Origin of the sequence: uncultured Sphingomonas sp. (assembly GCF_937871615.1) — a bacterium.
Taxonomy (GTDB): Bacteria; Pseudomonadota; Alphaproteobacteria; order Sphingomonadales; family Sphingomonadaceae; genus Sphingomonas.
In genome coordinates, this window is sequence record NZ_CALMPA010000040.1 from 1 (window position 1) to 12615 (window position 12615).

The window sequence follows — 12615 nt, forward strand, 5'->3', positions numbered from 1 at the left end:
CCATCGCGCCGCCCATGCCCTTGATCATCTTGCCGGGGATCATCCAGTTGGCGATATCGCCATTCTCTGCAATCTCCATCGCGCCCAGCACGGTGAGGTCGATATGCCCGCCGCGGATCATCGCGAAGCTCTGGTCCGAGCCGAAATAGACCGATTGCGGCAGTTCGCTGATCGTCTGCTTGCCGGCGTTGATAAGGTCCGGGTCAACCTCATCGTCATACGGGAACGGCCCGATGCCGAGCATCCCGTTTTCCGATTGGAGCGTCACCTCCACGCCCGCCGGGATATGATTCGCCACCAGCGTCGGGATGCCGATGCCGAGATTGACGTAGAAGCCGTCGCGCAATTCCTTCGCGGCGCGCGCCGCCATCTCGTCGCGGGTCCAGGCCATGGCTTACTCCTTGCGCGCGCCGGGATCGGGCCAGCGCTTGTCTGCGGGAAAAATATCGTCGAGGCCGCCCTTCAGCGCGGTGCCGTAAACCGGATTGGGCAGCACGAACCAGCCCGCCCCCCACAGCCGCGCGATCGCGGGCTGGCTCGCGGCGGCGCGGCGCGCGGCGGGATTGGAAATCGCGTTGAACAGATCGCTGAAATCGCCGAGTTGATCGCCGCCCATCGCGATCACGCAGAAGCGATCGGCGATCCACCACCGCCGAACGTCCTTGGCGCTGCCGGTATTGTCGTCGCCGGCGAGATAAAGCGTATCCTTATGCTTCGCCGGCCCGAGCCCCGCGCCCTCGATCGTCGCGACGGTTTCGGCGGCGTTCTTCGCCGCGCGATTGGTGTTGAACACCACCGTCACGCCCATCGCACGCAGCGCGGCGAGCGCATCGCGCGCGCCGGGCACGGGCGCGACCTTGCCCATGCCGGTGCGCTCCCACCGATCCCAGCGCGCCGCATCGAACGCGCGACCGGGATGCTGCGCGTCATCCGCCTCATAGCCGAGGTTGAGCAGCACGGTTTCGTCCACGTCGAACACCGCCGCGAACGGCTTGTCGCCGCACGACTCCCACGCAGGAGCGGCGAGCGTCGCACCTTCGGCCAGCACCACGCTGTCTCGCGGGCGGGCGCGAACCTGGCCGGCAGCATAAGCAACCAGCGCATTCCACGCCTGGATACTGATCGCCGCACCCTCCGCCGAGCCGTAGAGATACTGGACCCCCGGCGCGATCTGCGCGGGCGCCACCGTCGCGGGAGGGCGCGCCATGGGCGCGACGGGCGCCGTCGCGCACGCTGCCAGCCCGAGCACAGGGCCGAGCGCGGCAAGGCCCGCGCGCCGCATCACGCCGCGGCGCGCTCGCGCACGGTGCGGAATTCGATCCTCTTGTCATATGGCGCGCCGAGGAACAGCCGGTTCACGTAGATGCCCGGCAGGTGGATATGATCCGGATCGAGGCTGCCGACCGGCACCACTTCCTCCACCTCGGCGACGCACACCTTGCCCGCCGTCGCCATCGGCTGGTTGAAATTGCGCGCGGTCTTGCGGAAGATCAGATTCCCCGCCTCGTCCGCCTTCCAGCCCTTGATGATGCTGAGATCGGCGCGAATGCCGCGTTCGAGGATATATTCCTGCCCGTCGAACAGCTTGACTTCCTTGCCCTCGGCCACCTGCGTGCCGACGCCGGTTTTGGTGTAGAAGCCGGGGATGCCCGCGCCGCCCGCCCGGCAACGCTCCGCAAGCGTGCCCTGCGGGCAGAACTCAACCTCAAGCTCGCCCGCCAGATATTGCCGCTCGAATTCCTTGTTCTCGCCGACATAGGACGAGATCATCTTCTTCACCTGCCGGCTGCGCAGCAGCTTGCCCAGCCCCTCGCCATCAATCCCGGCGTTGTTGCTGGCGATCGTCAGCCCTTTGGTGCCCGCACCAAGGATCGCGTCGATCAGCCGTTCCGGGATGCCGCACAGGCCAAAGCCGCCCGCGCAGATCGTCATGCCATCGAACAGCACGCCATCGAGGGCGGCGGCGGCGTCGGGGTAGAGCTTTTTCATCGGCCGGTGACTCTCCGTTCGTCCGGCTCGGCGGGTTAGCCGGGGACGCGCGCCACCGCAAGCCAACTTGAATGACTATTCAACTTTGTCGTCTGGCGCGCACGCCGCGCGGTTCAGAACAATCCCCGCTCCACGCCCAGCGCGTCGGCAAGGTCGTCCAGCGCCTGCGCCTCGCCGGTCACCTTGATCGCGTGCATCCCAAGCTCGGCGGCCGGTTTGCAGTTGATGCCAAGATCGTCGAGATAGACGCACGCCGACGCGGGTTTGGAAAAATGCGCCAGCATCATCTGATAGATGCGCGGATCGGGCTTGCGGATGCCGACCCTGCTCGATTCGATCACGCAATCGAACCGCGCGAGCACCTCGCTCACCGCAATCGCCCGTTCGCTCGTGCGCTCCATCCCCGCGCCCTCGCCCGCCGGCACGTTATTGGTGATGCAGCCGATGTGGTAGCCGTGGCGCTTCAGCCAATCGAGCGCGTGGACCATGCGCGGGCGGATATCCCCGGCGAGCACCGCGAGCACATCGTTGCCGCGCAATTCATGGCCGAGCGCGCGCGCCTCCGCCGCGAACGCCGCGTCGAACCCGGCCGAATCGATCTCCGCCCGCTCGAACCGCGCCCAGGCATTGTCATCCGGTGACAGCGCGTTGACCTTGCGGACAAAATCCCGCGGCAGGCCGTGCTCCCGCTCCAGCCGGTTGAACGCCGCGAACGGGGAGGAGGTGACCACCCCGCCGAAATCGAAGATCACTGTATCGCGCTTCATCGCCCGTTCCGTGCCGCGACGAGAGGCGACGCGCAAGCCCGCCGATCAATATTCGAGCCGTAGCCCCGGTCGCTTCCACCGCGTCTTCACCAGCCGCCCGGTGCCGGACAATGTAATCCACGCATCCATCATGTCCGCGCCGCCGAAGCAGATATTGGTGGTGAAGATATCGTCGGTCGCGATGAACTCCACCAGTTCGCCCGCCGGCGAGATCACGCTGATCCCGCATTCCCCGATCGTCGCGACGCAGACATTGCCCGATGCCTCCACCGCCAGCGAATCGAAGAATTTGTAACCGGCGGGGCGATAGAGCGGGATGCCCGGCCCACCCGGCCCGGCATCGGGCGAGACCTTGCCCGGCGCGGTGATGTTGAAACGCATCAGCCGGCAGGTATAGGTTTCGGCGGCGTAGAGGATCGTCCCATCGGGCGAAAGGCCGCAGCCATTGGGATTGTTCGAGGGGAAGATCACCTCCTCCAGATGGCTGCCATCGACCTTGCCGTAGAAGATGCCGACAATGTCATGCGCGCGCCTGGCATAGTCGATCTTGCCGTGATCGGTGAACCAGAAGCCGCCGTGCGAATCGAACACGATGTCGTTCGGCCCGCGCAAGGTGCAGCCGAAATCGCCCGATTTGTAGAGCACCTCCACCTTGCCGCTCACCGGATCGATCCGCTCGATCCGCCCGCCGGAATAATTTTTCGCGATGCCGTGCGGCGCGAGATAGCCGTTCGATTCGAGATATTCGAACCCGCCGTTGTTGCAGCAATAAAGCATCCCGTCCGGCCCGATCGCCAGCCCGTTGGGGCCGCCGCCCGGCTCGGCCACCGTCTGCTTGCGCCCATCGGGGGCGATGCGGGTGATCCGCCCCGATTCGATCTCGACCAGGATGATGCTGCCGTCGGGCATCCACACCGGGCCTTCGGGGAAACGCAGGCCATCGGCCACCAGGGTGAAATCGCTCACGCCATCGCTCTCCTTGCATCCTCTGCCGGCGAGCATCGGTTAAGGCGAGCGACTTAGCAATAGCCGCCCTTTCGCCCTCGCGATGGCGCGGCTAGACCCGGCGGCATGGAGAGCAAGAACCGCACCGGGGGGCGTATCCTCGTCGATCAACTTGTCGCGCAAGGCTGCGAGCGCGTCTTCACCGTGCCGGGCGAGAGCTTCCTCGCGGTGCTCGACGCGTTGGTCGATACGCCGGCGATCGAGGTCGTCACGTGCCGGCAGGAGGGCGGCGTCGCCTTCATGGCCTGCGCCGACGGCACGCTGACGCATCGCCCCGGCATCGCCTTCGTCACGCGCGGCCCCGGCGCGACCAACGCCTCGATCGGGGTGCATGTCGCGATGCAGGACAGCCAGCCGATGATCCTGTTCGTCGGCGATGTCGATCGCGGCACGCGTGATCGCGAGGCGTTTCAGGAGATCAATTTCGAGGCGATGTTCGGCGCAATCGCCAAATGGGCCGCACGGATCGACGATGCGCGGCGCATCCCGGAATATGTCGCGCGGGCCTATGCCGTGGCGATGAACGGGCGGCCCGGCCCGGTGGTGCTGGCGCTGCCCGAGGATATGCTGCTCGATCGGGTGGAGGCGATAGACCGCGCGCGCGTCGAACGTGTCGCGCAGGCGCCCGACACGGCGGCGATCGACCAGCTCGCGGAATTGCTCGCCGCCGCTGAACGTCCGGTCGCGATCATCGGCGGCGCCGGATGGGATCATGATGCGGCGCGCGATTTCTCCGCCTGGGCCGATCGCGCGGGCGTGCCGATGATCGCCGCGTTCCGCCGGCAGGATGCCGTGCCCAACGACAGCCCGGCCTATGCCGGCAATCTCGGCTATGGCCCCAACCCCCGGCTGGCGGCGCGGGTGCGCGAGGCGGATCTGCTGCTCGTCGTCGGCGCGCGCCTGGGTGAGGCGACGACCGACGGCTATACGCTCATCACCCCCGATCACCCCGGCCAGAAGCTGATCCACGTCCACCCGGATGCGGACGAACTGGGCATGACCTATGCCACCGATCTTTCGATCTGCGCGTCGATGGCGGGGTTCGCCAGCGCGGTCGCCGCGATCGACTCCCCCGCGCGGGCGGACGCGGCGGCGGCGCACGCCGATTATCGCGCATGGTCCACGCCGCACCCGCGCGAGGGCGTTTCGATGGACCTCGGCCCATGCGTTTCGGCGATGCGTGATCGGCTGCCGGCGGATACGATCATCTGCAACGGCGCGGGCAATTTCTCCGGCTGGTGGCACCGCTATTGGCCCTATGCGGGGCCGGGGACGCAACTCGCGCCGACCGCCGGGGCGATGGGCTATGGCGTGCCTGCGGCGATCGCGGCGGCATTGCGCCACCCGGAACGGATGGTCGTCGCGCTGGCGGGTGATGGCGATTTCCTGATGAACGGGCAGGAACTGGCGACCGCCGTGCAGCATGGCGCGAACCTGCTGGTGATTCTCGTCGACAATGGCGCTTACGGCACGATCCGTATGCATCAGGAGCGCGAGTTTCCGGGGCGCATCTCCGCCACCCGGCTCGCCAACCCCGATTTCGCCCTGCTCGCGCGCGCCTATGGCGGATGGAGCGAAACCGTGACGCGCACAGCCGACTTCGCCCCCGCGCTGGATCGCGCGCTGGCCGAACGCGGCGTCAGGCTGCTCCATGTGAAAACCGATATCGAGCAGATCACCGCCGGCACGACGCTTTCGGCGATCGCGAGGCGGTAGGGCAGGGCCGCCCTGCCCTGCGAGGTCGTAACCGAAGCGAAATGGGCCAACCATGCAGCCCTACCGTGTCGATCAATTCCGCTGGAGCATCACCGGGCACCGCTTCGATATCGGGCGCATCAGGCGATGCGTGATTATCGGGCGAGGCCAAAATATGCCCGCACGTCCTCGCTCTCCAGCATCGCGGTGACGAGGACGGCGACGGGGCCGGGGACGGCGCACTCGCCGCGCTCCCATTTGTAGATGGTCCTGCTCCCTTGCACCTTGAGGATGCGCGCGAGCGCCTCGGCGGAGATGCCGAATGACGCACGCGCCGCGCGAAACTCGTCAGCGGTCATCGGTATTGCCCCCCCTCTCCCCTGACCCTCTGCGCGCATATTAATGCGCCACCGCCGCAAGCGCCCCCCCGTTCACGCGCCGCCATTTGCATCGCCGCGATCAGATGGCGGTCAGAAATCGTCGCCTAGTGCGGCCTTCACCCTGCCGATGAACTGGCGGGATTTGCTTTTCACTTCCTGCGCGGCGCGCTCGACCGCCGGCTTCGCATCCTTGTCGGCGCGGGCGGCGGAATCCTTCTCCGCCATCGCCCGCTTCGCCTTGCCGACCGCCTCGTTCACATCGCCTTTGATCCTGTCGATCAACTCGCCCATGTCCGGTCTCCTGCGGGAAATGCCGCGCACGGGGGCGGCATCCATGGAAAGCCAACGGACCATCCGGCGCGCGGTTCCTCGGGTCGTCGCGCCTCAGATCAGCCCGGCGAGCGGGCTCGACGGATCGGCATAGCGGCGCTTCCCCATCCGGCCCGCGCGATAGCTCAGCCGCCCGGCTTCCACCGCCGCCTTCATCGCCGCCGCCATCAGGATCGGGTCTTTCGCCTCGGCGATCGCGGTGTTCATCAACACGCCATCGCAGCCAAGCTCCATCGCACGCGCCGCGTCCGACGCCTGCCCCACCCCGGCATCGACCAGCACCGGCACGCCCGCGCCCTCCACGATCAGGCGGATCGTCACCTCGTTCTGGATGCCGAGGCCAGAGCCGATCGGCGCGCCCAGCGGCATGATCGCCACCGCGCCCGCATCCTCCAGCCGCTTCGCCGCGATCGGATCGTCGACGCAATAGACCATCGGCAGGAAGCCCTCCTTCGCGAGCACCTCGGTCGCGCGGAGCGTTTCCACCATATCGGGATAAAGCGTGCGCGCCTCGCCCAGCACCTCCAGCTTCACCAGATCCCAGCCCCCCGCCTCGCGCGCCAGCCGCAAGGTGCGGATCGCGTCGTCGGCGGTGAAGCAACCGGCGGTGTTCGGCAGATAGGTGATCTTCTTGGGATCAATGAAATCGGTGAGCATCGGCGCCTTGGGATCGCTGACGTTGACGCGCCGCACCGCGACCGTGACGATCTCCGCCCCCGATGCCTCCAGCGCGGCGGCGTTCTGCGCGAAATCCTTGTATTTGCCCGTGCCGACGATCAGCCGCGACCGGAATGTCCGCCCCGCCACCGACCATGTGTCGCCCGAATGATCGCCGCCGCCGACGAAATGCACGATCTCCAGCTCATCGCCATCCGCCAGTTGCACCGCGCCCAATGTCGAGCGCGGCACCACCACCAGATTGCGCTCGACCGCCACTTTCTCCGGCGGAAAACCAAGTTCACTGGCGAGGCCCGCGAGCGTCAGGCCGGCCGCGACGCGGCGATGCTCGCCGTTCACGGTGATCGAAATTGTGCCGTCGATATGCGTCATGCCGCGCCATCTAGGGCGGTCATGCGGCAGGGGCAATGTTGCGCTTGGCGTGCGGCAATGCGACAAGGGCGGCGATGAGCAGCCTCGTCTATGTCCTCAACGGCCCCAATCTCAACCTGCTCGGCACGCGCGAGCCGGAGATTTACGGGCATGACACGCTCGACGATATCGCCGGGCGGCTGGAGGATCGCGGACGCGAACTGGGGCTGGAAATCGACATGCGCCAATCGAACCACGAGGGGCACCTCGTCGATTGGCTGCATGAAGCACAGGCGCATGACGCGAAAGCCGTGATCCTCAATGCCGGGGCCTTCACCCACAGCTCGATCGCGCTTTATGACGCGATCAAGGCGGTGCGGACCCCGGTGATCGAGGTGCACCTGTCCAATCCACACACGCGGGAGGAATTCCGCCATATCTCTTTCGTCGGGCGCGCCGCGAAGGGCACGATCGCCGGTTTCGGCGCAATGTCCTATATGCTCGCGCTTGAAGCAGCGGCGCGGTTCTGACAGAGCGCGCGCCCTGAAATTCCCAGGGGAAAATTGGTCACATGGCTGACAGTGAAGATAACAAAGGCGCGATGAAGGTCGATGTCGGGCTGGTGCGCCAGCTCGCCGAATTGCTCGACGCGACCCACCTCACCGAGATCGAGGTGGAAGAAGGCGATCGCAAAATCCGCGTCGCGCGCAAGGCCGCCGCCACCGCGCCGGCGATGCACTACGCCCCCGCGCCCGTCGTCGCGCCGGCGCCGCACGCAGCACCCACCGTTGCCGCCGAGGCACCAGCCGCGCCGAGCCACGCCAATGCGGTGCGTTCGCCGATGGTCGGCACCGCCTATCTCGCCGCCGATCCCGCCGCCGCGCCGTTCGTTTCGGTCGGCGCGCAGGTGAAGGCGGGGGACACGTTGCTGATCGTCGAGGCGATGAAGGTGATGAACCCGATCCTGGCGCCCGCCGCCGGCACGGTGAAGGCGGTGCTGGTCGAAAACGGCCAGCCGGTCGAATTCGATCAGCCGCTGGTCGTCGTCGAGTGACACTCTTTTCCACCGTTCGCCCTGAGCCTGTCGAAGGGCTGCCCTTCGCGGCGAGGAAAGGCAGGGCTTCGACAAGCTCAGCCCGAACGGTGGCTATCTAGGCTTCGGATTCATGCCCCAGATCAAGAAACTGCTGATCGCCAATCGCGGCGAGATCGCGCTCCGCATCCATCGCGCGTGCCATGAAATGGGCATCAAGACGGTCGCGGTCCATTCCACCGCCGATGCCGATGCGATGCACGTGCGGCTGGCCGATGAGGCGATCTGCATCGGGCCGCCGTCCGCCGCCGAAAGCTATCTCAACATCCCGAACATCATTTCCGCCGCCGAAATCTCCGGCGCGGACGCGATCCATCCGGGCTATGGCTTCCTTTCCGAAAACGCCAAGTTCGCGGAAATCGTCGAGGCGCACGGGCTGATCTTCGTCGGCCCCAAGCCCGAACATATCCGCACGATGGGCGACAAGGTGGAAGCCAAGCGCACCGCCGGCGCTTTGGGTATGCCGCTCGTCCCCGGTTCGGACGGCGCGATCACCGATGTGGAGGAGGCGAAGAAGCTCGCCGCCGAAATCGGCTATCCGGTGCTCATCAAGGCCGCGTCGGGCGGCGGCGGGCGCGGCATGAAGGTGGTGCCGGACGAGGACCAGCTCGAAACGCTGATGCAGCAGGCCGGCAGCGAGGCGAAGGCGGCGTTCGGCGACGCCACCGTCTATATGGAGAAATATCTCGGCAACCCGCGCCACATCGAATTTCAGGTGTTCGGCGACGGCAACGGCAATGCGATCCATCTCGGCGAGCGCGATTGTTCGCTCCAGCGCCGCCACCAGAAGGTGCTTGAGGAGGCTCCCTCCCCCGTCATCTCCGAAGCCGAGCGCGCGCGGATGGGCGGGATCGTTTCCAAGGCGATGGCCGACATGGGCTATCGCGGCGCGGGCACGATCGAATTCCTGTGGGAGGCCGGCGAGTTCTATTTCATCGAAATGAACACCCGCCTTCAGGTCGAGCATCCCGTCACCGAAATGGTGACCGGCCTCGATCTGGTGCGCGAGCAGATCCGCATCGCCGAAGGCCATCCGCTGACGCTGCGCCAGCAGGACGTGCAGATTCGCGGCCATGCGATCGAATGCCGCATCAACGCGGAAGACCCGCGCACCTTCGCGCCCTCGCCGGGGCTGGTGAAGCAGTTCCACGCGCCGGGCGGGATGCATGTCCGCGTCGATTCGGGGCTGTACGCGGGCTATCGCGTGCCGCCTTATTACGACAGCATGATCGCCAAACTGATCGTCTATGGCACCACGCGGCAGGGCGCGCTGCGCCGCCTGCGCCGCGCGCTCAGGGAATTCGTGGTCGACGGGATGAAGACCACCATCCCGCTGCATCAGGCGCTGCTCGACGATCCCGATTTCCAGCAGGGCGACTATACGATCAAATGGCTGGAGGAGTGGCTGGCCGAGCAGCAATAATCGCCGTCGGGCGGCGATCGCCCCTTCGCCTCGCCGCCCGATGGTTCGCTTCACGGAACATGCGCTGCCCGGCGCATGATGCTTCGGGCACAGCCTCCATTCTTTCGCCTTTCTCCCCCCGCCTTCGCTGGCGGGGAGATTGCTTGCATCGCCGGGGGCGTTGGGCAACGATCGGCGGTCGGCCCGGTCGGCTTGGGGGGAGCAGCGCATGTTCATCGGCCATTACGCACCGGCTTTCATCGCCGCGACCAGCCCGAAGGCGCAACGACTGGGCGCGCTGTTCGTCGCCGCGCAACTGATCGACATCGCCTTCTTCGGCTTCGTCCTGATCGGCATCGAACATATGCGCGCCGTGCCCGGCTTCACCGCGATGAACGCGATGGACCTGTACGACATGCCCTATACGCACAGCCTGATCGGCGCGCTGGGCTTCGCGGCGGCCTGGGCGGTCGGCACGCGATTGTTGGGCGGTAGCTGGCCGGCGGCGGCGATCGGCGCGGCGGTGGTGGCATCGCACTGGTTGCTCGATCTGCTGGTCCACGCGCCCGATCTGACATTGCTCGGCGCCGGCCCGCGCTATGGCCTCGGGCTGTGGAACCATCCGGCGATCGAAATGCCGCTCGAACTGGGGCTGACCGGCGGCGCCCTGCTGTTCTACGCCGCCCGCACGGAGCCGCGCGGCGCGGGCGGGCGCGTATCGCTCGCGCTGCTCGCCGCCACGCTTGCCGGGTTGCAGGCGTTCAACTGGCTGGAACCGCAGCCAGCCACCCCGATCAATCCGGTGCCCGCGTCGCAACCTTTACTCGCGCTGGTCGCTTATGCGCTGCTCGCCGCGCTCGCTTTCTGGGTCGCGCGCGCACGTGCGCTGAAGGGTGGACCGCGCGTCCGGCTAGTTTAGACAGCCCCGTGATCGCGCGGAGAAGCCCGCTTCTCCGCGCGACCGCTATGCGGCGGGCGGATTGCGGCGCCATGCGGCGTCGCTGCTTCGGTCACAATGCTTGAGCATCGCTCCCTCCTTGCTCCTTGCCTGGCACCACAATCCGCTCCGTCACGGCGTTGTCCTGGTCGAGTTTGGACCCTAGAAAGAAAATATGAAGGCAACCATCTGGCACAATCCGCGCTGCTCCAAATCACGCGAGACGCTCGCCCTGCTCAACGAGGCCGGGGCCGATGTCACCATCGTCGAATATCTGAAGGCCGGGCCGACGCGCGAGGAACTGGCGCGCGTCTATGCGCGCGGCGGAATCGCGCCGCGCGAGGCGATGCGCAAGGATGCGCCGGCGCTCGCCAGCGACGACGCGGCGCTGGATGCGATGGTGGCGAACCCCGCGCTGATCGAACGCCCCGTGGTCGAAACCGAAAAGGGCGTCGTCCTCGCCCGCCCGCCTGAACGCGTGCACGAGATATTGTGACGCTTCCCGGCGCGACCCGGTGGCGCGCCGCGCGTGCCGGGCGCGCGACGGTGGTGATCGACGCGGCGGATTATTTCCGCGCCGCATGGGAGGCGATGCAACGCGCGCGGCACCAGATCCTGCTGGTCGGCTGGGATTTCGACGCCCGCATTCGGCTGGTGTGGGACGATGACCAGCCGGATGCGCCGGTAACGGTGGGCGAGTTCATCGGCTGGCTGGTCGATCGCACGCCGGGGCTGGAAGTCTATATCCTGCGCTGGGACAAGGGCGCGCTGAAAACGCTGTTTCGCGGCAAGACCTTGTGGACGCTCACCAAATGGCGTTTCGCGCGGCGGCGCATCCATCTGAAGCTCGATAATTACCATCCGATCGCCGCCTCGCAGCACCAGAAGATCGTGGTGATCGACGATTCGATCGCCTTTTGCGGCGGGATCGACATGACCGATGCCCGCTGGGATACCCGCGCGCATCTGGATGGCGACCCGCACCGCATCACCCCGCGCGGCAAGCCCTACAAACCCTGGCATGACGCCACCACCGCGCTGGCCGGGCCGGTCGCCGCAGCACTTGGCGAATTGTGCCGCGAGCGGTGGCGGCTCGCGGGTGGCGCGCCCGTCGCACCACCGCCAACCCACGACGATTGCTGGCCGCCAAGCCTCGCGCCCGACTTCATCGACACCGATGTCGCCATTTCGCGAACCCAGCCGCATTACCGCGAACAGCCCGAAATTCGCGAGATCGAGCGGCTTTACGTCCATCTGATCCACCGCGCGAAACGGCGCATCTATGCCGAAAGCCAGTATTTCGCATCGCGCCGCGTGGCGGAGGCGATCGCCGCGCGGCTCGCCCAGGCGGATGGGCCGGAGATCGTCATCATCAACCCGGTCGTGGCGCAGGGCTGGCTGGAGCCGATCGCGATGGATACGGCCCGCGCGCGGCTGTTCCAGGCGCTGAAGCGGCACGACCGGCATGACCGGCTGCGCATGTATCACCCGATCGCCGCATCGGGCCGGGCGATCTATGTTCATGCCAAGGTGCTGGTAATCGACGAGGCGGTGATCCGCGTCGGCTCGTCGAACTTCAACAATCGCTCGCTCCGGCTCGACACCGAATGCGACGTTACGATCGTCGACGATGGCCCGCGCATCGCCCAGATCCGCGACGGGCTGATCGCCGAGCACCTTGGCCGCGATCCCGCCGAAATCGCCGCGGGAATCGCGGACAAGGGGCTGATCGCCACGATCGAGGCGCTGCGCGGTGCGGGGCGAACGCTGATCCCCTATAAGGTGCCCGATCTCGACGCGGTGGAGAAATGGCTCGCCGATAATGAGGTGCTCGATCCCGAAGGCCCGGCGGAGATGTTCGAGCCGCTGTCGAAGCGCGGGCTGCTGCGGCGGCTGGGGCGCCGCGCGAATTTGTGGCGATAACGCCGTTTCGATCCCCGATCGCGCCATCCCGGTGTTGTTCCGATCGGCTTCGCGCCTTAAGGGCG

General features: G+C 66.8%; 15 protein-coding genes. 7 read left to right on the forward strand and 8 right to left on the reverse strand.

What is annotated here, in order from left to right; translation table 11 throughout:
• The 5 genes from Q0316_RS10705 to Q0316_RS10725 all read right to left on the reverse strand — a co-directional run.
• The coding region (locus Q0316_RS10705) for a CoA-transferase (protein ID WP_298672123.1) at window positions 1-391 on the reverse strand (391 nt) is incomplete at its 3' end.
• A 3-nt stretch (window positions 392-394) separates the two neighbouring features.
• The gene (locus Q0316_RS10710) at window positions 395-1207 is read right to left on the reverse strand and encodes an HAD family acid phosphatase (RefSeq protein ID WP_298672288.1); all 813 of its coding nucleotides are present in this window, start codon (window positions 1205-1207) and stop codon (window positions 395-397) included.
• Between the two features lie 74 nt (window positions 1208-1281).
• Complete coding sequence (locus tag Q0316_RS10715) at window positions 1282-1989, reverse strand: CoA transferase subunit A (RefSeq protein WP_298672125.1); 708 nt, start codon at window positions 1987-1989, stop codon at window positions 1282-1284.
• A 113-nt stretch (window positions 1990-2102) separates the two neighbouring features.
• Window positions 2103-2756 carry an HAD-IA family hydrolase gene (locus Q0316_RS10720; RefSeq protein WP_298672127.1) on the reverse strand — a complete coding sequence of 218 codons (654 nt, stop codon included), beginning with the start codon at window positions 2754-2756 and terminating at the stop codon, window positions 2103-2105.
• A 45-nt stretch (window positions 2757-2801) separates the two neighbouring features.
• The gene (locus tag Q0316_RS10725) at window positions 2802-3758 is read right to left on the reverse strand and encodes an SMP-30/gluconolactonase/LRE family protein (RefSeq protein ID WP_298672129.1); all 957 of its coding nucleotides are present in this window, start codon (window positions 3756-3758) and stop codon (window positions 2802-2804) included.
• 69 nt (window positions 3759-3827) lie between these two features.
• Between Q0316_RS10725 and Q0316_RS10730 the strand changes: the two genes are divergently transcribed.
• Entirely contained in the window at window positions 3828-5477 is a 1650-nt protein-coding gene (locus Q0316_RS10730) for a thiamine pyrophosphate-binding protein (RefSeq protein ID WP_298672132.1), read from the forward strand.
• A 134-nt stretch (window positions 5478-5611) separates the two neighbouring features.
• On the opposite strand, the gene Q0316_RS10735 is transcribed toward Q0316_RS10730, so the two are convergent.
• The 3 genes from Q0316_RS10735 to thiS form a co-directional block, all read right to left on the reverse strand.
• Window positions 5612-5815, reverse strand: coding sequence for a hypothetical protein (locus Q0316_RS10735; protein WP_298672135.1), 204 nt, complete (start codon window positions 5813-5815; stop codon window positions 5612-5614).
• A 111-nt stretch (window positions 5816-5926) separates the two neighbouring features.
• Entirely contained in the window at window positions 5927-6127 is a 201-nt protein-coding gene (locus Q0316_RS10740) for a CsbD family protein (RefSeq protein WP_298672138.1), read from the reverse strand.
• Between the two features lie 93 nt (window positions 6128-6220).
• On the reverse strand, window positions 6221-7216 hold the full coding sequence (thiS, locus tag Q0316_RS10745) for a sulfur carrier protein ThiS (protein WP_298672140.1): 996 nt from the start codon (window positions 7214-7216) through the stop codon (window positions 6221-6223).
• A 74-nt stretch (window positions 7217-7290) separates the two neighbouring features.
• Here thiS and aroQ point away from each other — a divergent pair, with 74 nt between their 5' ends.
• From aroQ to Q0316_RS10775, 6 genes are all read left to right on the forward strand, one after another.
• Window positions 7291-7725 (forward strand): type II 3-dehydroquinate dehydratase, encoded by a 435-nt coding sequence (gene aroQ, locus Q0316_RS10750; protein WP_298672142.1) that lies wholly within the window; start codon window positions 7291-7293, stop codon window positions 7723-7725.
• 41 nt (window positions 7726-7766) lie between these two features.
• Window positions 7767-8249 carry an acetyl-CoA carboxylase biotin carboxyl carrier protein gene (gene accB, locus Q0316_RS10755; protein WP_298672145.1) on the forward strand — a complete coding sequence of 161 codons (483 nt, stop codon included), beginning with the start codon at window positions 7767-7769 and terminating at the stop codon, window positions 8247-8249.
• A 112-nt stretch (window positions 8250-8361) separates the two neighbouring features.
• Window positions 8362-9711, forward strand: a complete 1350-nt coding sequence (gene accC / locus Q0316_RS10760; protein ID WP_298672150.1) for an acetyl-CoA carboxylase biotin carboxylase subunit — start codon at window positions 8362-8364, stop codon at window positions 9709-9711.
• A gap of 208 nt (window positions 9712-9919) precedes the next feature.
• Entirely contained in the window at window positions 9920-10609 is a 690-nt protein-coding gene (locus tag Q0316_RS10765; protein ID WP_298672152.1) for a hypothetical protein, read from the forward strand.
• A 193-nt stretch (window positions 10610-10802) separates the two neighbouring features.
• Entirely contained in the window at window positions 10803-11123 is a 321-nt protein-coding gene (locus Q0316_RS10770) for an arsenate reductase family protein (RefSeq protein ID WP_298672153.1), read from the forward strand.
• Entirely contained in the window at window positions 11120-12550 is a 1431-nt protein-coding gene (locus Q0316_RS10775; protein ID WP_298672155.1) for a phospholipase D-like domain-containing protein, read from the forward strand. The genes Q0316_RS10770 and Q0316_RS10775 overlap by 4 nt, the downstream gene beginning before the upstream one ends.
• The last annotated feature ends 65 nt before the right edge of the window (window positions 12551-12615 follow it).